Source organism: Marivirga tractuosa DSM 4126 (assembly GCF_000183425.1).
Taxonomy (GTDB): Bacteria; Bacteroidota; Bacteroidia; order Cytophagales; family Cyclobacteriaceae; genus Marivirga; species Marivirga tractuosa.
The window spans coordinates 805,254-826,205 of the sequence record NC_014759.1; the positions used below are offsets into that span (position 1 = coordinate 805,254).

Genomic DNA, 20,952 nt, shown 5'->3' on the forward strand with positions numbered 1-20,952 from the left:
ACAGAATGACCTTCGGTGTATTAAAAATAACATTATCAACTTTAAAGTGTCTAACTTTGTAGCAATTAAATAGAATTATGAAATACAAAATCTTATTAGTATTACTTTTGATTAGTAGCCTATCTTTTGCACAACAAAGAGGTGGATATGGTGGTGGAGCTAGTTCTCAAATTACAGGGAAAATTACAGGAACAATAGTGGACGGAAGCAATTCTGAACCAGTTTCCTACGCAACGGTAGTTATTAAATCACCCAAAGATGGTGGGACCGTAAACGGTGTGGTCACTGGAGATGACGGGAGTTTTAAATTAGTTGGATTAAAACTAGGCAAATATATAGTGGAAGTCTCATTTGTTGGGTATCAAAAATTCTCGCAGGAAGTGGAATTAACGCCAAGAGAACCAGATTATGAATTCGAAAGTATTAAGCTCAGCACAGACACAGACCAACTGGATGAGGTGGTCGTTTCTGGTCAAAGGGAAACAATAGAAAACAAAATAGATAGAATAGTGTACAATGCGGAGCAAGATGTTGCTAATATGGGTGGTGATGCTTCGGATGTTTTAAGACGTGCACCATTACTATCAGTTGACCAAGATGGAAATGTATCCTTAAGGGGTAATTCAAATGTTCAGATTCTCATTAATGGTAAACCCAGCAGCATGTTTGGTGCGAATACAGGCGATGCTTTAAAAATGATTCCTTCAGACCAAATCAAAAGTGTTGAAGTGATCACCTCCCCTTCTGCAAAATATGACGGAGAAGGCACAGCGGGTATTATCAACATTATCACCAAAAAACAGACCCCACAAGGATTTGCAGGCAATGTAGATGTCACTGCTGGCACCCGTATCAACCGAGCAGTGGTTGGAATTAATGCCGGCAAAGGACGATTGGGATTTAATGCCAATGGTAGTTCCTTCTATTCTTGGCCGCAATACGCCACTACAGATTTTTATCAAAAAACTGTAGTAAATGGTCAGACTAATATCAGAGAGCAAAATGGGGAAAACCTTAGCAATAGATTAGGGTATTTCGGAAATATGGGTGCATTTTATGACTTCAATGCTTTTCATAGTTTATCAACAAGTTTACGTTTAAGAGGTTTTAACAGCAAGTCTGAGGGAACCAATACGGTTTCTCAAAATTTAGGGGGTGATGAAACTTCATTCCAGAGATTTCAAGATAACTTCTCTCAAAACTGGGGGTACGAATGGTCTTTAGATTACGTAATGAAATTTCCAAATCAAGAAGGACGAGAATTTTCTGCATCTTATAAAATCGATGGGAATGTTAGAGATCAAGAATTTGAAATAAATCAAGACACCCCATTGAATTATGAGGTAGCTCGAAATATCAATGACGGTAATAATAGAGAAAATACAGTACAGATTGATTATACTCATCCAATGGGTGAAAAATTCAAACTGGAAACAGGTTTCAAATCAATTATAAGAGATATTGATAGTGATTTCAAATATGAACAGCGGCCTGAAGGTTCAAATGACTATCAAGTTGTTGATAATAGAACAGATATATTTTACTATAATCAAGATGTATTTGCTGGGTATATTTCCACACAAACTAACATAACAAAAAAGCTTGGCGTAATAGCTGGAGTAAGGTACGAATACACAGGATTAGAGGGTAGTTTTGAAGAAGCAACTGAACGTGATTTTGATCCTATTTCTTACGAAAATTGGTTGCCAAGCATCATAGTAAATCAGAAATTTGGCAAGTTCAATTCAGTAAAATTATCCTATAATAGAAGGATTCAAAGACCTAGTTTGGGTAATGTAAACCCATATGAAGAAATCGGAAATATTAGAAATATTAGTTTTGGTAATCCTGAACTTAATCCAGAGCTATCGGATAATTATGAATTAGGCTTTAGTACCTTTTTGAAAGGGACATCTGTAAATCTATCATTCTTCTACAACGATATCAGTGAAGTAATTCAGTCGGTAATTTTTGAAGATGCTGAAAGAAATGCAACAGTAACGACATTTGAAAACGTGGGGACACAGCAAAATATTGGTTCTAATTTGTTTATCTCTACAGAACTATTTAAAATCTGGACTATAAGAGGTGGAGTAAACGCAAATTACTTTATGTCTGAAGGTTTAATTCAAGGACAGGAAGTAGAAAATAATGCGTGGTTATTCAGTGGAAATATCAATTCCAATATCAAATTACCAAATGATTGGATGATTGATGCCTTTGGCTTTGCCAGACCTAGAAGACAAACCTTACAAGGATATAATCCAGCGTTCTCCATTTTCGGTTTGGGTGTTAAAAAGCAAATTTGGGATAAAAGAGGAAGTATAGGTTTATCTATAATTGAGCCTTTTAAAGAAAGAAAACCATTTGAAAGCGAATTAGGTAGTGAAGACAGCGATTTCTATCAAAGAAACGTATTTGCTATTCCGTTCCGTTCTTTTGGAATTAATTTCAGTTATAAATTTGGTCAGCTAGATTATAAAGCCAGACAAAAAAGAAGTCGAATTTCCAATGATGACCAAAAATCAGGCGGGGATGATGGGCAGAGTTTTTAAATAGGGCTTGCTTAAAAACAGCTACCTTAAAAAATAAATTGAATATAGTATCCTCGAGAGGATTATTATGAAATAGTTTTTAAGCATGTGCAAGGCTTTTAAGGGAAAATAATCATCTCTTTTGCACTAGAAAATCAAAATTTTGATTTTCTAGTGCTTTAGCCTCAGGCACGTTATCTACTGCCCGGCCGAAGATTGAGGTATAATTATACATCTTCACTTCGCCCGATTGTATCTAACGCACCTGAGACTTTTTAAGCAGACCCTAAATAAATCTTCAAAAATATTTTTAAAGCTTTTTCAAAGATTACTACTTTGGAAAAGCTTTTTTACTGCTTATCATTTTGTTTTACTCTGCTGACCAAGAATTCAGCACATACAAATCCAATAAGGCTTTCGGACGAGCAAAAAATTCACGAATAGTTACTTTTGTGGAAGAATAAACGGGTACTTCTGCTGCCGGAAATGCAATGGCATCCATTTCGTAATACTGGCTAATATACAGAGCCCTAAAAGCATGGAATTCTTGCGTAATAATAGCTACATCTTGATGCTTGAAGATTTCTTTACAACGATAGACGCTTTCGATAGTGCTCAAGCCAGCCGTATCTATTGATATGACATTTTCTGGCACACCTTTCTTCATCAATGCCTTTTTCATGTCACTAGGCTCATTATAATAGCGCGTTCTATTATCGCCACTCAACAAGAGGCCTTTCACTTTGCCTTTATGGAAAAGTTCTGCCGCAGCATCCATTCTATTATCAAAAAAACTGTTGGCTTCCCCTTTCATATTGCGCTTGCTAGTACCTAAAACTAATGCAATCTCTTTTTCAGGAATATTATTTATATTCTCATAGATATAAGAACTAGTTTTAGTGATAATGAAAACATTGGAAAATATTGCAAATACTATGGCGGATATTAAAAGAAATAAGCCAAGACGAATGAAGAACTTAATCATTTTATTTTTTCTAATTCAAATGCCTTAACGAAAAACTTTTCGTAATCGTCAGGTCTAGCCATACATTTTTTATACCACTGCAAACGGTAATCTGCTTTAGTTTGCTCATCAAATTGCCAATTTTCTACGAATGACCGCATTTTGCTGACTAAACTATAAAATGTGATGCCCGATGCAACGGATACATTATAGCTTTCCGTAAACCCATGCATAGGAAGACGAACAAATTCATCCGCCATGGATTTTGCTTCTTCACTAATTCCATCTCTTTCATTTCCCATCACTATAGCAATTGGCTGATCCAAAGCTAACTCTTCTGGTGCACATGCTTCCTTATTTGGACTAGTCACTACAATCTTATAACCTTGTGATTTCAAATCATGTAAAGCATCAGCTGTAGGCGTTTTACTTTCTGGGTATTGATGAACATCCACCCATTTAATAGCACCTCTGCTTACACCTCTTCCTAGTTTAAATACATTTTCATTTTCAATGATATGATAGTGCTGAATTCCTAAACATTCCCCAGATCGTATAATCGCATTGGCATTATGAGGATCTCGGATATCTTCCAAGACCACTCTAATGAAATCAGTTCGGTTTTCTAAAACAGATTCAATAAACTGCTTTCGTTCATCTGATAGAAATTCACCAAATTTTTGGGTAAGAAAATGATTTAAATCAGCCCTCATTTCCTTCTAAAATAAACCTAATTGCTCTTTATCATCATCCACATCAAGCTCTACTGAATCACCAGTCTTGTATTCTTTTGCTTTCTCTTCCTTCTTGCTTTCCAATAATTTCACTTTAGTAACATCATACTGAGAAAGCTTATTTCCGATGGCTTTCCAGCCTTTTACATCAATCAGCATATCGAAATCATAGGTTGCTGACTCTTTTTCTCTGCCTTTTCCTTTACGGAATTCAATCTCCAATTGTGGGTCTTTATCGGTACTCACAACTGTTAAAGTTGATTTTTTATGTTCAGAAATAAACACGAATGGCTTGTTCATAGTGCGTGTTTCAATCTGAAAACGCTTCACAAAATAGTTTTTTGAAGCCCCATCAAAATAAACACACGAGATAATGCTATTTGGATCAAATTTCTCAATTAATTCTACTTTCTCCCCATCAAAGCGATTGGTTAATTCATAATTGCTGAGTTCATAAGAACCATCTTTATAAATCACCAAAATATTATCATCGCCATGGAAAGAACCAATCAACTGACCTCTTTCATCTGTATTCAACTTGCCTACAGATTGGTCATAAAAGATTTTCAATCCACCGAAACTGCTTTCTCCAAGCAATTTAAATTCAATTTTCTTAACAGGATATTTTGTTAAAATATTTCCTCCTGCACCTCTTCCTTTGATCTCCAACTCAGCAAAATCAAAATCAAAAACTTTTACCCTTGCTCGGCAGGAATTTGATAGTTTCACATTAATTACTTCCGACTCGCCATTAGGACGTGCTTCCAGATACGATACTTTTGAACCTTTTGCTCCTTTTGTCAAATCATATTCTCTATCTCGAGTTACAGACAACACCTGAAATCTTTTAACCATTGTTCGACCTGTCTTTCCATCCAAATAAGCCGCATTATATACCCTACGCTCATCATTCTTACGGAAAATATCGACATGAATAATATCTTTTCCTACGAAAACCTTTTCTTCAATTCGAACAACTTTATAAGTTCCATCACGCTTGAAGGCAATCACATCATCCAAATCCGAGCAGTCGGTAACAAACTCATCCTTCTTCATTCCATATCCAATAAAGCCCTCTTGTCTGTTAACAAAAAGCTTTTGATTATTGGCAGCAACGGTATGAGCTTGAATATTGTCAAAGCTCTTGATTTCAGTTTTACGCTCTTTTCCTTTACCGTATTTTTCTAATAAGCCTTTATAATAATCAATGGCATATTCGGTTAAGTTTTTCAAATGATGCTCTACCTGAGCTAGCTCATCTTCCAATTTGCGCATCAATTCATCTGCCTTGAATTTATCAAACTTGGAAATTCGCTTGATTTTGATTTCTGTCAAGCGGATGATGTCATCCTGTGTGATTTCTCTATAGAATTGTGGTTTGAAAGGCTCTAATCCTTTATCAATAGTTTCTAAAACAGCTTCCCAAGTTTCGCATTCTTCAATATTGCGGTAAATTCTATTTTCAATAAATATTTTTTCCAAAGAGGAGAATAAGATTTTCTCCATTAACTCTCCTCTTCTAATCTCCAATTCACGTTCTAATAAACCTAAGGTATCCTCTACATTTTTCTTTAAAATCTCATTTACTGGAAGGAAAATAGGTTTATCCTCTATAATCACACAAGCATTGGGTGAAATGGAAATCTCACAATCTGTAAAGGCATACAAAGCATCAATAGTGATATCAGGAGACTGCCCAGCTGCCAATTGAACTTCAATTTCAACATCTTTAGCCGTATTATCCACCACTTTCTTCACCTTGATTTTCCCCTTATCATTTGCTTTAATGATGGATTCAATCAAGCCTGTGGTGGTAGTTCCAAATGGAATATTCTTGATTAATAGCGTACGCTTCTCCCCTTCTTCAATCTTTGCTCTTACCCTGATTTTTCCGCCTCTTAAGCCTTGATTATATTCAGAAAAATCAGCCATACCACCTGTTGGAAAATCAGGATAGATTTCAATCTTTTTATTCTTTAATACATCAATACATGCTTTGATTAACTCGCAGAAGTTGTGCGGAAGAATCTTCGTGGAAAGTCCTACTGCGATCCCTTCTACACCCTGTGCTAATAGTAATGGGAATTTTACAGGTAAAGTAACTGGTTCCTTTTTACGGCCATCATAAGATAATTGCCATTCCGTTGTTTGTGGATTGAAGACCACGTCCAAAGCAAATTTCGAAAGTCTGGCTTCAATATACCTTGGTGCCGCTGAACTATCACCCGTTCTAATATCTCCCCAGTTTCCCTGCGTTTCAATCAGAATATCTTTTTGCCCCATGTTCACAATGGAATCTCCTATAGAAGCATCACCATGGGGGTGATATTGCATGGTTTGCCCGATAATGTTGGCCACCTTATTGAAACGCCCATCATCCATTTCCTTCATGGCGTGCATGATACGCCTCTGAACAGGCTTAAAACCGTCTTCATTGGCAGGTACTGCTCGCTCAAGGATTACGTAGGAAGCATAATCCAAAAACCAGTTTTCGTACATACCCGAAACCGCAATCACATTATGTAATTTGTCCTTATCCTCTCCGTTTTGGTTGTTATTCGGTTCTTTATTTTCGTTATTTTCTTCCATCTTATCCTGTTAAAAGAATATGTTGTTCAATCAGTAATGTATATAAAATTGCTAAGGAAACTGAAACCAAATTACCAATGAAATAATAATCATTAGAGATTTTGGATTCATCTTTTATCCTCGTTGCAATTTTTAAAGCTGCAAATAAAGTTAAAACATGAGGATAGCCCACCAAAAGTGAAAAACAAATAAAAGCCCTTTCGAGCAATCCTTTCATTATACTTGAAAGGCTTATTTTATCCTTATTGTATTTGGCTAGAAACCAAAAAAACAAAATGCTTCCCAATTCGGAAAGAATGATTAAACTGATGTAAATAAGGCTTAAGTTCACTTTAATAACAATTTAATCAGTTGCTTAGCTATCTTAAATTCCTTTAAATTCAAGCTTTTTTCCTTTCTCCACATAGTTGAATTATCTTTTTGGAAAATCTCAGCTACTTTTTTGTACTCCTTACCCAGAAGAAATTGATAGACTATTGACTTTTCCTTTTCCGACCAACTCATATAGAAAAAATCATAAAGCATAAATGCTTTATCTAGCTTTTCATTTAGTAAATCATCATAACCTGAAACTGAAAACCTTTTATTTTCTTCTTTCCCATATTGCAAATTTTCTCTTGCCATAGTCAGCCCATTTCCCAACATTCCGTAAGCAATGTTTTTATTTATGGGCGTTTCTATTTCACCTAATTGTAGAGCATATCGTAACTGAAATTCAGATTTCAATAATTCCTGGTCTAAATAAAAAACCAACTCTACAGCAGAATTTAAATCCTTAACTACACCTTGAAATTCATCTCCTAGCGTTATAGTCAAGGGTGAAATTATTTGCTTTTCAAATAACTTATTTGCTTTCTCTATTAATTTTTTAAAATCTTTCATCAATGCGCTACCCGAAAAAGTAGAACTATTGATAACATCTGCCATTATAATTTGATAATTCATATTGTAAAAATATTACAATAATTATTATTTTGCAATATTTTTACAATAAATCAGGCCTCCGCTAACTCTTCCTCTAAATCCTTCTCTACCCTCAATTTATCAATGATGAACTGTTGCCTTTCCATGGTATTGGTTCCCATATAAAAAGTCAAGAGATCCTTTATCTTGGTTTGGTTATTTAAAATAATAGGATCCAACTTTATATTTTCATTGATAAATTCACCAAATTCCTCTGGAGAAATCTCCCCTAATCCTTTAAATCGAGTTATTTCTGCCGCCTTTCCAATTTTCTCAATCGCTCTTCTTCTTTCTTCATCTGAATAGCAATAAATAGTTTCCTTTTTATTTCTCACCCTAAATAAAGGTGTATCAAGGATATACAAATGTCCATCACGAACTAAATCGGGGAAAAACTGAAGGAAAAAGGTCATTAAAAGCAATCGGATATGCATACCATCCACATCAGCATCTGTGGCAATAATAACTTTTCTGTAGCGCAAACCTTCTAAACCTTCTTCAATATTCAATGCATGTTGCAGAAGATTGAATTCTTCATTTTCGTAAACCAGCTTTTTAGTCTTACCATAGCAATTCAAAGGTTTACCTCTTAGACTAAATACAGCCTGTGTTTGCACATCACGTGATTTGGTAATAGAACCAGAGGCAGAATCTCCCTCCGTGATGAAAATCATGGTATCATCTTTTCTATCATGCTTATTATCATCATAATGAACACGACAATCCCTTAATTTCTTATTATGAAGATTAGCTTTTTTGGCTCTTTCGTTGGCTAATTTTTTGATTCCTGCCATGTCTTTGCGCTCCCGCTCCGACTGCATGATTCTCTTTTGTATCGCTTCAGCCGTTTTAGGGTTTCTATGCAAGAAATCATCTAATGCTTTCTTCACGAAATCATTGATGAAAGTACGCATTGTGGGGCCATCAGGTGCCACATTCTGTGACCCTAATTTAGTTTTTGTTTGAGATTCAAAAACAGGTTCTTGCACACGGACAGCCACTGCAGCAACAATTGCTTGTCTAATATCAGAAGGATCATAATTCTTGCCATAAAAATCACGAATGGTTTTTACTATGGCTTCCTTAAAAGCAGTCAAATGGGTTCCACCCTGCGTTGTGTTTTGACCGTTTACGAATGAATAATATTCTTCACCATATTGGTTGGCATGCGTCATCGCCATTTCAATATCCTCTCCTTTTAGGTGGATAATGGGATATCGATTTGTTTCTTCATCTGATTTTCTGTCCAATAAATCTGCTAAACCATTAGCAGAATGGAATTTATCACCATTAAAATTAATAGTTAAACCAGAATTCAAGAAAGCATAATTCCACATTTGCTCTTCCAAAAAACCTGGAATAAAATGATAATTCTTGAAAACAGTTTCATCAGGCTCAAAAGCTATTAATGTTCCGTTTCTGCCACTGGATGAAGTCACCTGAGCATCATTCGTTAATACCCCTCTTTGGAATTCAGCAACTTTAGTTTGTCCCTCTCGAAAAGCTTGAACTTTAAAATAGTTAGACAGCGCATTCACCGCTTTGGTACCAACTCCATTTAAACCTACTGATTTTTGGAAAGCGCCTGTATCATACTTACCACCAGTATTGATTTTGGAGACACAATCCACCACTTTTCCAAGCGGGATTCCTCTTCCATAATCTCTAACCTCTACCCTTTGGTCGGTAATTTTTATTTCTATTGTTTTACCAAACCCCATCATATGTTCATCAATGGAGTTATCAATCACTTCTTTTACCAATACGTATATTCCATCATCAGGAGAAGAACCGTCTCCCAATTTACCGATATACATACCAGGTCGCATACGAATATGCTCCCGCCAATCCAGTGATTTTATACTATCCTCGTCATATTGAAATTCTGCCATCGCATTTATTGGATTGAAAGTTTAAACCTACTCAAATTTTAAAATTACAAAGCTTTTTCTAATTGTAAAGCTTTTTGGAATTCACTCTTCTACAAATTAGGCATGGAAAGCCATCTAAACAGATAAAGTCCTACATCAAGCAAAGCCAAGAAAATATTTGAATATGAGACAATTAAAGCAAGCAAAACATCTTACTAATAGCTAAGAAAAATATTTTAAAAAATTATTTATTTCTTCTTAAAATGAATGGTAACCATAATACCCAGAATAATATAATCAACAGGCTTATGATAATTAAAGGAAGATAGCCACTTTGAGTAATGCCTTCTTCATTGTTTACAAAAAGAAAAACAGTCAAAAGACTAGCAAAGAACAAATTGAAGGTTCCAGCTAAACTTCTAGCCCAATTCGCAAGTGTGTTTCTTGCTTTCTCATTTTTAAAATAAAATTTAGAACCAATTGGTTGGCTTTTGATCACTACTGCAAGAGCAACACAGATAAGTACAATTATAATAGGAATTATTAAACCAGTATAGAATAATGTATTATTACTAAACTGAATAACGTTATCTAATACCTTGATTTTCACTACTGATAACTCCGCAAAATATGCATAGGTATAAAATAAAACAGCTAAATAAGCGATGCTCGTAGCAATCAAAAAAGCTCTTGAAATTCTCTCCATAATTTTTATTTGCTGGCAAAATTAATTTTATTCATGAGTATTTCAGCATTTTTTCAAGGAAGTTTTTATTCAAAATGTTATATTTCGAAACGAACATGAGTTTTGAAATGTTAAAAGCTTAAATTGTAGAAATGGATTTTAACCCAATTATATTATCAATTCCGATTTATTTCGCCCTTATCGGTATTGAATTACTCATTCAAGCTGTAAAAAGATATAGAATTTATAGATTGAATGACGCTATTACCAACATCAGTTGCGGAATTACGCAGCAAGTAACCGGTATATTTTTTAAAATTTTAAGTATAGCAGCTTATCAATGGGTATTTGAGAATTTCGCATTATTCTCAATTGCCCCTACCTGGTACAATCTCATTTTACTTTTTGTATTGGCTGATTTTTTCTATTACTGGGCACATAGGAAAAGTCACGAAATCAATTTATTCTGGGGAGGACATGTGGTTCATCACCAAAGCGAGGATTACAATTTTTCAGTAGCCTTACGCCAAGGTTCCTTTCAAATTATTTGGACCTTCTTCTTTTATTTCCCTTTGGCTATCATTGGCTTTGATACTGTAAGCTTTGTATTGATGTCTGGCTTAGTAACCGTCTATCAATTCTGGATTCATACTGAAACAATAGGAAAATTAGGACCAGTTGAATGGATTTTCAACACACCATCTCACCACAGAGTTCACCATGGACGAAATCCTAAATATATCGACAAAAATCATGCGGGTGTTTTTATCATTTGGGATAAAATGTTCGGCACCTTTCAGGAAGAAGAAGAAAGACCGACTTATGGGATTACCAAACAAACGGCAAGTTGGAATCCTGTTTGGGTAAACCTACAGCATTATGTAGAAATGGGTAGAGGAATTAAGCAATTAAACGGCTTTAAAAATAAACTCAAGTACATTTTCTACCCTCCTGGATGGCAGCCAAAAGAGCTAGGGGGACAACTTCCAATTCCGGAAGTTGATCCGGAAAATGATAGAAAGTATGACAAGCAAACTTCGGGGGCTTTTAGTTTGTACGTGTTAATTCAATACATCATCATTTTAGGGGGAACTGCACTCTTCCTTTTCAACGCTGACAACTTTAACATTTGGGAACAGATTTTAGCAGTATCACTTATCATTTTAGGTGTTACGGGTGCAGGTGTTATTTTAGAAGAAAAGAAATATTCATTTGCACTTGAAGTTTTTAGGGTACTCCTTACTCCTATTATTATTGCATTTGTATTAATCCCTAACGCTGGATCATTGATTATATATTCAATTTTAGCATATGGGGTTATTTCTTTTGCATCTTTAATTTTTATTAAAAAATCTTCTTCAACAATAAAACAACCTTCCACAAAATCAATTTCATGAAGATAAACGGAATCATTGCCTTTGCCATTTTTGCACTATGTATTGCCTGTGCAGAAATACCTGAAATAAAAAATATTGATTTGAAGAAATGGAAAGAGGATAAAGATGCTTGTAATGAGTACAGAATTGAAGTTGTAGAAAATCTCCTTTCTCAAAAAGAAAAATTGAAAGGCCTATCGCAAAATGAAATGATAAACATTTTAGGTACAGCAGATAAGCATCAGTTATATGAAAGAAGTCAGAAATTCTTCATTTATTACCTAGAACCAAATGAAAATTGCAGCCAATATACAGAAGGTTATATAAAAGCTTTATATATTCGTTTTAATTCATTAGATCAGGCAGTGGATTTTAATATTCAAAAAGTACAATAGGAATTACATTTTTATAACGCTATACCATCAATTTATTATGGCAAACTGGAGAAGAAGACTTTACGATTGGAAAATTAGAAATTTGGCTTATTCAATGGGCTTTGGAATCTTTCTACTTGCAATTGCTATTTATTTGGTCATTATGCATACGGGTATTAATGAACAAAGCGTACTCAGAACAAAAACCATAGGTAGTCTGGACAATATCAGTACACCCCTTTCACCAAAATATATAGACCTTCACAAAGAGAATATAGGCTCAAATGTTAGAGCCGTAGAAAAAATATTATTCACCTATACCAAAGGAGGAGAACTTGGCGAGGAAAAAATTGAAGTTAAAATTGATAAAAAACTAAAAGCTGAAGTTGAGGATCTAATAGTTTACTGGAATCCTCTAAAAGAAGTTCTCTATAGTATTCAAGATGGGGAAACTTCTATTAGTGATGCAAAGGAGAACCATCAAAAAAAATACAATGCTTTCATTAAACAACTGGGCAATGTTAAAGAATTGGTTAATGAGATAAATCAAGAAGAGGAAGAAGCAGAAACCTTGTACACCATTCTTCTATTTCTATACGTTTTTCTACTTAGTTCTTTCATATATTGGATTGTAAAGTACTTGATACTCAATCCAATTTACAAAATATCACTCTCTGCAAGGGAATTAGCCAAAGGAAACTTAACTGAAAAAATTAATTACAAGAGCAAGAATGAATTGGGTTATATCGCCCAAAACATCAACTCAATGGCAGAGATTCTAGAAAACGCAACTGATTTCACAACTAAAATAGGCGAAGGAAAACTAGATGCTGATTATAAGGGTTTAGATGAAGACCACGATAATTCTTTAGCTTCTTCTTTACTTCAGATGCGTGAAAAAATGCAAGCATCTGCAAAAGCCGATAAAGAGAGAAGCTGGGTCAATGAAGGCTTGGCTAAGTTTGCTGATATTCTAAGAAACAATAATGACAATATTGAAGAATTATCATACCAAATCATTTCTAATTTGGTGAAATTTATGGAGGCTAATCAAGGAGCTTTGTTTGTTTTGACAGAGCCAGATGATGAAAATGAAGAATCAAAAATTATTTTGGAAGCTGCCTATGCCTACGAGCGAAGAAAAAGAATTAAGAAAGAAATTGCAATAGGTGAAGGATTAGTGGGACAGTCTGTTCAAGAAGGTGATAGAATCTATCTGACGGAAGTACCAGAAGACTATATAGAAATAAAATCTGGTTTAGGTGAAACATTGCCAAGGTGCGTACTAATTGTGCCATTGAAAATTAATGAAGAAATAAAGGGAGTGGTAGAAATTGCTTCAATTCAAGATATCCCAGAATATAAAATTGATTTTGTTGAGAAATTAGGTGAAAATATAGCTTCCACTATTTCAAATGCTAAAACCAATGAACGCACCAAAAAACTCCTTATAGAATCTCAAGAAATGACGGAGCAAATGCGTTCCCAAGAAGAGGAAATGCGTCAGAACATGGAGGAAATGGAAGCCACACAGGAAGAAATGGGCAGAGCCCAAACTGAAATGGCTGAAAAGGAGGCAAATCTTAATGCTTTGATTAATAATACTACCGATTCCATTATATTAATCGACACTGACTACAAAATCATTTTGATGAATGATGTAATCAAAAACAGGTATAAAGGTACTCAGTATGAGAAAATGAAAGAAGGAAGTAATGCTCTTGAAATGCTCGGAGATGTTAGAGACGAATGGAAGAGTTACTATGACAGAGTCTTCAAAGGTGAGTTTCTTTCATTTACCATTAAAAGTAGTGTGAAAGGTGAAGATTCTTATCGTCATTATGACATACATCCGATTAAGCAAAAAGATGGTACAATTACTGGTGCTTCTGTATTCTCTCGAGATATTACCAAAGAGAAGCAAGTTGAACTACAACGAGAGGAAAATGCTATAAAACTAGCCCAAAGGGAATTTGTATTACATGGTATGATCAACAATACTGATGATACTTATTTCGCTATAAACACCGACTATGAAATACTCGTTGTTAATGATGTTCTAAAGAAAAGATTCAATGAATCAGGAGTTGATTTAAAGCCTGGCTTAAGCATCTTAAGTATTCTACCAAAAGAGCAATTAGACAAATGGAAAGCACGCTATGACAAAGCTCTTGCTGGCGAAAAACTTAGAATTGAAGAAATTAGAGAATTAAAAACAGGTAACTTAACCATAGAAACTCGCTGTGAACCTATTTTGAATGATAAAAGTGAGGTTATTGGGGTTTCTACCGTTTCTAAAGATATTACTGAGCTTAAAAAGGCTCAAGAAGAAAAAGAAAAACTTCAGAAGGAAGTAGAAAGACTTAAAGGCAAAAAATAGTGAGTTTTGAATTATTTTGAACATACGATACAATATCGTATGTTTGATGTGTAAACCAAAACTAAATGCACTATGAAAGTTACCGCCTTAATACCAGATAAATTAATAGAAAAGGTAAAGGCTAAAAGTGGTGGCAAAAATATCACTGAAAGTTTAATCATCGCGCTTAATGAATACCTTAACGAGAAAAAGGTAGATGACCTTATTGATCAGGTAAATGAAAACCCTTTAGTTTGGAATGATAAATTTACTGCTGACGGAATTCGCAAAATAAACAGGTCCAGATGATTATAGTGGACACTTCTGTTTGGATTGAATATTTCAAGGGTAATGAGCATTATCGAGATGTTCTTCCTAAATATTTAAAAGAGAAACATGTTGTAGCCATTAGTGCTGTTTTTGGCGAATTACTACAAGGAGTAAAGAATAAAAGAGAACATGAAATCATAATAGGTTTCTGGGAGAGTTTACCGAAAATAAATGAAGAAGAGTTGTTTATTGAGGCTGGTAAACTTTTCCATGAATTTAAATTTTATAATTCTGGCGTTGGTTTGATAGACACTTATTTATTGGCAGCAGCCTTAAAACATGATTATGCACTTTGGTCTTTAGATAAAAAATTGAATAAAGCGATTGATATAATCGAAAATAAACAAATTTCATGATAAAGAACACTTCCCTCCTATTACTAATTTCTTTTTTTCTATTTGCTTGTCAACCCGGTGAAAAACAAAACTCGAAAGAAAAGAAGTCCAATAATAATGAAATAAGCAAGCCAGTTCCTACAGTTGATATAGCAGATATTGAAACGGGAATAAAACACTATATCCAAAATAAAACTGAAGAGGCTGATGGCTATTTTCATGTGAAAGATGAGAATAAGGAATTGCGATTAAAACTTGTAAGAGTCCATACGGAATATCTTTCCAATCTAGGACCAAACCGGCATTTTGCTTGCGTTGATTTAGCAGATGAAAAAGGTGATGTCTATGATGTGGATTTTTTCATGGAAGGAAAGCCTGGTGCCATGGATGTTACGGAAACGACAGTTCACAAGTTAAATGGAAAGCCCTATTACAGCTGGAAGCAAAAGAAAGATAAAACCTGGCATAGAGTACCTATTGAATCAGCCTCAAACGAATTGCTAGGAGTAATTGAAGAAAAAGATGAGTTTGAATTTTATTATGAAACTACTTTACCTAACATTAAAAATGAAGCTAAGGTATGGATTCCCATAGCTCAATCTGATAAATTTCAGGACATAGAAATAAAAAGTATGCAAATCCATGGCGAGGATGAAATGCTAAAGGAGACTGAATTCGGAAATAAAGTATTGTTTCTACAATTGAATCAAGAGCACAGCAATAAAAAAGTTCGAATAACTTATCAAGTCATAAGAAGAGAGAAAAGTGCATATTCCGAAGAAAATCCAAATTTAGTTAAATATTTGAATGAGAATGTGTTGATGCCGGTTGGCACAGATCGATTCAAAGAAATAGTTGCGGAAGCTACTGCTGGCATGGAAAATGACAATAAGCTTATTCAGGCACGAGCAATTTACGACTATATTATTGACAATATGCGCTATGCAAAAAATATAAAATATGGAACGGGTGATGCTGTTTATGCATGTGATTCCAAAACTGGAAATTGTACGGAATTTCATTCACTCTTCATTTCCTTAGCTAGAACAGCCAATATTCCAGCGCGTTTTGCCATCGGTGCAGCTATTCCATCTGACCGAGATGAAGGTGGTATCAATGGTTATCATTGCTGGGCAGAGTTCTATGCAGAAGATAAATGGTGGCCTGTAGATATTAGTGAAGGCAACAAGTACACTGCCTTGGCAACCTACTACTTTGGAAGGCACCCAGCCAATAGAATTGAGTTTACTAAAGGGCGTGACTTGAGATTTGAACCTGCCCCTCAATCAAGTCCAGTAAAGTTTATGGCATACCCAATCTTTGAAGTGGATGGTGAAAGCCAGGTAAGTAACGCTAAATTCAGTTTTGAAAGAAGAAACATAAATTAAGCACAAAATAACCCAGAATTAAATATTCTAGGTTATTTATTTGACCGCTTTAACTGTAAAAATTAGTTGCTTGGGTGCTCGCCTCCACCAGAAGGATGTTCTTCCTTCGTTGAATCAGAATCCTCACCATCAGAAGGATGTTCATGATCTCCATCAGTAGGGTGCTCACTTCCTGTTTCTTCTTCCATTTGCATTACCTCCTCTGTTTCTTCCTCCTCAGATGCAGCCTCTTTTTTCTCACCTCCACATGAAATCAATGTAGCTGATAAAAAGAAAATAGTAACTAAAGCAATTCGACTCATTGACTTAAATTTTCCTAATATTTTCATAGTTAGTTAATTGGTTATGATTATTGATAGGGAAAGTTAGGGAAATATGACCTTAACGCAATTAAAAGGTTAAAAAAAATCTAGACTAAATAGAATCTCTTTCCAAAACTTGGATCAATTTTTCAATGTATATAGATTGCCTTCTATTCCAATAATTTATGTTGCTAAGTCTACTATTATGACCCTCTAATAAGGTATTGATTTCGTTAATCTTCTTTTGAAATTTTGTCAAATTCTCCTTTCGTCTCAATTCCTGATTTTGAATTTGCTTGGAAAGCAAACCAATTTTTAGAGTTTGCTTCTCTAAATCATTACCAATTGCTTCTTGTTTAAGTCTTATTCTGTTACTATCAACATATGATTGATAACCAATTGCGCCTATAAAAATGAATAACAGTAATAAAATAATACCAGGAATGAGGAAATTAGCCTTCAACCCTCCTTTAGAAATTTGTTCTGGTTGACCAGCTTTGGGTGCAATCACATATTTCTTACCCGCATATTGAAATAACTGAATCAATAAGTCACTATCTGCAATGGTTTGTTGTTGATAATCTTGAAAATCACGATTACCAATAATAATTAAATTATCTTGTAAAGGAGTATAGGGAATAGAAAAACAAGATCCATTTTCTTCTAACTTTTTTAAAAACACAACCAACTGAAAATATTCTGACAATGCTGATTGCATATTATCACCTAATTGAATGTAGGCAGTTTGTGTATAAGTAGAAATCTGCAGACAACTTTTTGAAATAAAATATGGAGCTATATCTTTCAAGTACAAAACATCCCCAGCTCGTTCTTCAAGCTCTTTTATAACGGTATGTTCGAAAGTTGTATAGTTCATGATTTAAATTATTCAATCATCGTACAATAGTCCTAGGTATTGCCGAAGGCAATCTACTTAACATTTCATTATTTAACAATTGGGTAGAATTAGTAAAGCTACTTACATTAATAACATTATTCTTCTGCCTTCCAATGAGTACCACTTCATCACCCACTTTTGCTTGAGGTATATGAGTTATGTCTACCATAAATAAGTTCATATTAATCAATCCCACTATAGGTGCTTTTTTCCCAGCAATCAAAACATACCCCCTATTAGAAAGTGCTCTGGGATAGCCATTAGAGTAACCCAATGGCATTACTGCTATTTTCATTTTATGGCTGGCCTGAAAGGCTGTTCCATAACCAATGAAATCTCCTTCAGGTACATCTCTAATATCCATAATATCCGTTTTCCAGCTAAAAATACGCTTTAAAGCACCATCGGATTTCTTATCTGTTTCTTGTAAATGATGATAGTATATATCAGGACTAGGCCAAAAACCATATTGAGCAACCCCCACCCTTACCAAATCGTAAACCGTATCTGGCATAGCTAAAGCAGCTGCCGAACATGCAATATGTCTAATTTTGGGCTCATACTTTTTATCCCTGCAGATTTTAAGAAACTCTTTATACTTTGCTTTTTGCTTATCGATTTTGAACTGATTACTCAAACTCTCAGCACCTCCAAAATGTGTACACAATCCTTGAAAAACAACATGTTCCTTATTTTTCTTTAAGAAGCTAATTGCTTTGGGGAATTCTTCGGCAGGCATGCCTGTCCGGTTTGCGCCTGTTTCTACTTCTATATGGACTTTAGCTGATTTCCCAACTTTTTTAGCTGCTTCTAGAGTGATAGGTAATCTGTCATAGTTATAAACAAAAAACTCAATATTATTTTCAATTGCCCACGGGATATCCTCTTCATAGATTATCCCCATGATCATGATCTCGCTTTTCTCGTGGCAAGCATTGAGCACCTCTTCTGCTTCAAAAGACGAAGCTACAGAAAAATGGTGCACGCCAGCTTTTTCAGCCATGGGCACAAAAGACTCAATCCCATGTCCATAGGCATTAGCTTTGACCACCGAAGATAGGATAGCGTTCTTTCCTATCTTCTTTTTTATAAAATTAATATTTGCTTTTAAGGCTGATTGTTTCAGCTCTATTCTCGAAGAGTGTTTTACCATTTTTTCTTTGTTTCCAGCCAGGTATATGATTTCCCCCAGCTATCTTTTGCTAATGTTTTAACTTTTTCTACTTCTGAGGCAGGTATATTATCTACCATATTTTCTGCTTCCAAATCATTGAAATGGAATGCATAAGTTCTTGCAGCAAATTGATGCAATGGAAGAGATGATTCCCCGTGATACTCTCCATTTCCGAATACTGACGGTTTAATATTCTGGCCCCAGTCCTGTCGCCCTTCATTGTTAGGATTAAGAAAATAAGCTCTATATTCTCCTGATGGATCCTTGTCAACTCTCAATAATGAAACTGCATGAAAGCCTAACATCTCACCTTTTGAACTTGTTATAAAAATCCCAACTGGATTTGGATAAATTAATTTATGTCCTCCATTATAATTAGGGTGACACATGGCATAAAAAACTCTTACAAAACCATCAAAATCGACTATTGCATTGGAGAAATAATCATATGCTGAGGCAAATCCAATCTGAATCCATTGTCCATAAAGCGCTGGGTTAACCCATTTATGGGGATCCTCCGCTCTTCCTGAGCCACGCAACATCATCTCATTATAGATTCTGTCTAACATTGGTACAAGCGTGACAGAGACTGCATCCAAATTATAATCAAGATTTTGTACTAAACCTTGCCCGGTCACAGATGCTTTGATTTCCTGTCCTTCGAAGCGGAAAGTAATATCATTTGTAACTGCTGCCGTTTGCACCATGTTGATCAATTTAGCAGGAGCATGTTGACTCCACATGCTAATCCCTCGGGCACTCTGGCAGGTAGGATTGTTTCCTTGACCAACACCTAATGGCTGTCCTAATATTCTAAAGAGCGCTCCAATCAAATATTGTCTAGCACTCACTGCCTGATGTGGGTTTCTAGTAGATTTCAATATCCTTTCCTCTACGTGAGGATGAATCTTGATTCCACTTAGATTAGATAAGCCAGATCTTACAGCTTCCCTTGCAATGGTACCATTTTCAAGCATCTTAGCCAAACCATAGATACATTGTGCATTGTAAATATGGACAGTTTTTAGGATTAGATCAGATAGATATTCTGTAAGCTCATTCCATCTCGTTTCACCTACAGGCGTTAATCCTAATGCGACAGGAACAGTTTGAAAATGCTCATTTTCAATTAAAAACTTTAGTATTACAGCATGATATTGACTGACCAAGCCATATTTCAGCATTGATTCCCCCATTTCTTCTGACTCAATATAAAGCTCTGTGTTATTTAAGCTCTCTAGCACTGCTTGATATTCAGTCACATTTTTACCTTCAGTATTGTTTGTTGGTCTATAAATGCATCGCTGAAAACTTAATAATTTTTGGTCTCCCTCCTTATTAGGATCTAGTTCTATTTTCTCCTTAACTAAAGCAATAATTTTTCTTTGCTTCTCGGTAACTACGGGTCTTTGTTCACAAATCAGCGTAAGTTCTTCTGCCAATGTTTCCTTTACATCATCTAGATGAATATGCTGAGAAAGAAAATTGAAAAGATTGTGAACCTTATGTAATTCATGCTCGCTCATGGTAAGGCGAGTTTCTTCTACAGGATCGTTGAAAACAAATTCTAAATTTGCTACGATTACCTCCTGTATGAAACCTTCAGCATCTTCTGCAGAAATGATATCTGTTTTGTAATCGCCTTTTGCTATTGCGAGTAATCTGAGTTCACTTAAAAGTTCAATTGTGGAGTTAGGATGACCGCTTTTCAAAGTTCCATTTACTAAGCCTGCAACCAATTTAGAAGGATCAGCCCAAGGCGATTCATTAAAAATACCACCTTCAGATATTTCTTCAATCAAATCATATACTAAAGCTAATCCTTCTACAGAATCACTTAAAATATCGATTTGTCCCATTAGACGGTTCGCCTTCTCCGGTCTTGTTAAGGAAGTCGCAGAGGAGAACTCCTCTAATAGTTCTTGTAATTTTTGATTACTATTATCAATTAATGTTTGATTCCCCATGGGATTCTAAAAATTTATAAGATTCATTGCCAAAGATAAAAAATGACAAGCGTTATTAATATTCAATTTCGCATCAAATAATGCTTAGAATATGAAAGTAAAGAAAATT

Annotated in this window: 18 protein-coding genes; 7 read left to right on the forward strand and 11 right to left on the reverse strand. The window is 35.0% G+C overall.

Annotated elements, in window-relative coordinates:
• Nucleotides 1–77: 77 nt before the first annotated feature.
• Entirely contained in the window at nt 78–2,555 is a 2,478-nt protein-coding gene (locus tag FTRAC_RS03200; protein WP_013452790.1) for a TonB-dependent receptor domain-containing protein, read from the forward strand.
• 349 nt (nt 2,556–2,904) lie between these two features.
• On the opposite strand, the gene FTRAC_RS03205 is transcribed toward FTRAC_RS03200, so the two are convergent.
• The 7 genes from FTRAC_RS03205 to FTRAC_RS03235 all read right to left on the reverse strand — a co-directional run bounded on the left by FTRAC_RS03205 (nt 2,905) and on the right by FTRAC_RS03235 (nt 10,361).
• Entirely contained in the window at nt 2,905–3,519 is a 615-nt protein-coding gene (locus tag FTRAC_RS03205) for a SanA/YdcF family protein (protein ID WP_013452791.1), read from the reverse strand.
• A complete protein-coding gene (locus tag FTRAC_RS03210; RefSeq protein ID WP_013452792.1) occupies nt 3,516–4,211 on the reverse strand; it encodes a TrmH family RNA methyltransferase in 696 nt (231 codons plus the stop codon). The genes FTRAC_RS03205 and FTRAC_RS03210 overlap by 4 nt, the downstream gene beginning before the upstream one ends.
• A gap of 6 nt (nt 4,212–4,217) precedes the next feature.
• On the reverse strand, nt 4,218–6,821 hold the full coding sequence (locus FTRAC_RS03215) for a DNA gyrase/topoisomerase IV subunit A (protein ID WP_013452793.1): 2,604 nt from the start codon (nt 6,819–6,821) through the stop codon (nt 4,218–4,220).
• A 1-nt stretch (nt 6,822) separates the two neighbouring features.
• Complete coding sequence (locus FTRAC_RS03220; protein ID WP_013452794.1) at nt 6,823–7,152, reverse strand: hypothetical protein; 330 nt, start codon at nt 7,150–7,152, stop codon at nt 6,823–6,825.
• A complete protein-coding gene (locus tag FTRAC_RS03225; RefSeq protein ID WP_013452795.1) occupies nt 7,149–7,766 on the reverse strand; it encodes a SatD family protein in 618 nt (205 codons plus the stop codon). The genes FTRAC_RS03220 and FTRAC_RS03225 overlap by 4 nt, the downstream gene beginning before the upstream one ends.
• A 50-nt stretch (nt 7,767–7,816) precedes the next feature.
• On the reverse strand, nt 7,817–9,676 hold the full coding sequence (locus FTRAC_RS03230; RefSeq protein WP_013452796.1) for a DNA topoisomerase IV subunit B: 1,860 nt from the start codon (nt 9,674–9,676) through the stop codon (nt 7,817–7,819).
• Between the two features lie 223 nt (nt 9,677–9,899).
• Nucleotides 9,900–10,361 carry a hypothetical protein gene (locus FTRAC_RS03235; RefSeq protein WP_013452797.1) on the reverse strand — a complete coding sequence of 154 codons (462 nt, stop codon included), beginning with the start codon at nt 10,359–10,361 and terminating at the stop codon, nt 9,900–9,902.
• 131 nt (nt 10,362–10,492) lie between these two features.
• Between FTRAC_RS03235 and FTRAC_RS03240 the strand changes: the two genes are divergently transcribed.
• From FTRAC_RS03240 to FTRAC_RS03265, 6 genes are all read left to right on the forward strand, one after another.
• Nucleotides 10,493–11,737 (forward strand): sterol desaturase family protein, encoded by a 1,245-nt coding sequence (locus FTRAC_RS03240; RefSeq protein WP_013452798.1) that lies wholly within the window; start codon nt 10,493–10,495, stop codon nt 11,735–11,737.
• A complete protein-coding gene (locus FTRAC_RS03245; protein ID WP_013452799.1) occupies nt 11,734–12,111 on the forward strand; it encodes a hypothetical protein in 378 nt (125 codons plus the stop codon). The genes FTRAC_RS03240 and FTRAC_RS03245 overlap by 4 nt, the downstream gene beginning before the upstream one ends.
• A 37-nt stretch (nt 12,112–12,148) precedes the next feature.
• Complete coding sequence (locus FTRAC_RS19120; protein ID WP_013452800.1) at nt 12,149–14,470, forward strand: PAS domain S-box protein; 2,322 nt, start codon at nt 12,149–12,151, stop codon at nt 14,468–14,470.
• Between the two features lie 72 nt (nt 14,471–14,542).
• Nucleotides 14,543–14,758: a hypothetical protein gene (locus FTRAC_RS03255; RefSeq protein ID WP_013452801.1), complete on the forward strand. Its 216-nt coding sequence runs from the start codon at nt 14,543–14,545 to the stop codon at nt 14,756–14,758.
• Complete coding sequence (locus tag FTRAC_RS03260; RefSeq protein WP_013452802.1) at nt 14,755–15,135, forward strand: PIN domain-containing protein; 381 nt, start codon at nt 14,755–14,757, stop codon at nt 15,133–15,135. The genes FTRAC_RS03255 and FTRAC_RS03260 overlap by 4 nt, the downstream gene beginning before the upstream one ends.
• Nucleotides 15,132–16,502 (forward strand): transglutaminase-like domain-containing protein, encoded by a 1,371-nt coding sequence (locus tag FTRAC_RS03265; protein ID WP_013452803.1) that lies wholly within the window; start codon nt 15,132–15,134, stop codon nt 16,500–16,502. The genes FTRAC_RS03260 and FTRAC_RS03265 overlap by 4 nt, the downstream gene beginning before the upstream one ends.
• A gap of 62 nt (nt 16,503–16,564) precedes the next feature.
• Here FTRAC_RS03265 and FTRAC_RS03270 read toward each other — a convergent pair whose 3' ends face one another.
• The 4 genes from FTRAC_RS03270 to FTRAC_RS03285 all read right to left on the reverse strand — a co-directional run bounded on the left by FTRAC_RS03270 (nt 16,565) and on the right by FTRAC_RS03285 (nt 20,843).
• On the reverse strand, nt 16,565–16,831 hold the full coding sequence (locus FTRAC_RS03270) for a hypothetical protein (RefSeq protein ID WP_013452804.1): 267 nt from the start codon (nt 16,829–16,831) through the stop codon (nt 16,565–16,567).
• 85 nt (nt 16,832–16,916) lie between these two features.
• The gene (locus FTRAC_RS03275) at nt 16,917–17,681 is read right to left on the reverse strand and encodes a hypothetical protein (protein ID WP_013452805.1); all 765 of its coding nucleotides are present in this window, start codon (nt 17,679–17,681) and stop codon (nt 16,917–16,919) included.
• Nucleotides 17,682–17,697: 16 nt separating this feature from the next.
• Nucleotides 17,698–18,855: an alanine racemase gene (gene alr, locus FTRAC_RS03280; RefSeq protein WP_013452806.1), complete on the reverse strand. Its 1,158-nt coding sequence runs from the start codon at nt 18,853–18,855 to the stop codon at nt 17,698–17,700.
• Nucleotides 18,849–20,843, reverse strand: a complete 1,995-nt coding sequence (locus FTRAC_RS03285; protein ID WP_013452807.1) for a hypothetical protein — start codon at nt 20,841–20,843, stop codon at nt 18,849–18,851. Before FTRAC_RS03285 ends, alr begins: the two co-directional genes overlap by 7 nt.
• Nucleotides 20,844–20,952: the final 109 nt, after the last annotated feature.

Coding starts and splice junctions, on each gene's coding strand:
- FTRAC_RS03200 (WP_013452790.1), top strand. CDS start 78: ATGAAATACAAAATCTTATTAGTATTACTTTTGATTAGTAGCCTATCT.
- FTRAC_RS03205 (WP_013452791.1), bottom strand. CDS start 3,519: ATGATTAAGTTCTTCATTCGTCTTGGCTTATTTCTTTTAATATCCGCC.
- FTRAC_RS03210 (WP_013452792.1), bottom strand. CDS start 4,211: ATGAGGGCTGATTTAAATCATTTTCTTACCCAAAAATTTGGTGAATTT.
- FTRAC_RS03215 (WP_013452793.1), bottom strand. CDS start 6,821: ATGGAAGAAAATAACGAAAATAAAGAACCGAATAACAACCAAAACGGA.
- FTRAC_RS03225 (WP_013452795.1), bottom strand. CDS start 7,766: ATGAATTATCAAATTATAATGGCAGATGTTATCAATAGTTCTACTTTT.
- FTRAC_RS03230 (WP_013452796.1), bottom strand. CDS start 9,676: ATGGCAGAATTTCAATATGACGAGGATAGTATAAAATCACTGGATTGG.
- FTRAC_RS03235 (WP_013452797.1), bottom strand. CDS start 10,361: ATGGAGAGAATTTCAAGAGCTTTTTTGATTGCTACGAGCATCGCTTAT.
- FTRAC_RS03240 (WP_013452798.1), top strand. CDS start 10,493: ATGGATTTTAACCCAATTATATTATCAATTCCGATTTATTTCGCCCTT.
- FTRAC_RS03245 (WP_013452799.1), top strand. CDS start 11,734: ATGAAGATAAACGGAATCATTGCCTTTGCCATTTTTGCACTATGTATT.
- FTRAC_RS19120 (WP_013452800.1), top strand. CDS start 12,149: ATGGCAAACTGGAGAAGAAGACTTTACGATTGGAAAATTAGAAATTTG.
- FTRAC_RS03255 (WP_013452801.1), top strand. CDS start 14,543: ATGAAAGTTACCGCCTTAATACCAGATAAATTAATAGAAAAGGTAAAG.
- FTRAC_RS03260 (WP_013452802.1), top strand. CDS start 14,755: ATGATTATAGTGGACACTTCTGTTTGGATTGAATATTTCAAGGGTAAT.
- FTRAC_RS03265 (WP_013452803.1), top strand. CDS start 15,132: ATGATAAAGAACACTTCCCTCCTATTACTAATTTCTTTTTTTCTATTT.
- FTRAC_RS03270 (WP_013452804.1), bottom strand. CDS start 16,831: ATGAAAATATTAGGAAAATTTAAGTCAATGAGTCGAATTGCTTTAGTT.
- FTRAC_RS03275 (WP_013452805.1), bottom strand. CDS start 17,681: ATGAACTATACAACTTTCGAACATACCGTTATAAAAGAGCTTGAAGAA.
- alr (WP_013452806.1), bottom strand. CDS start 18,855: ATGGTAAAACACTCTTCGAGAATAGAGCTGAAACAATCAGCCTTAAAA.
- FTRAC_RS03285 (WP_013452807.1), bottom strand. CDS start 20,843: ATGGGGAATCAAACATTAATTGATAATAGTAATCAAAAATTACAAGAA.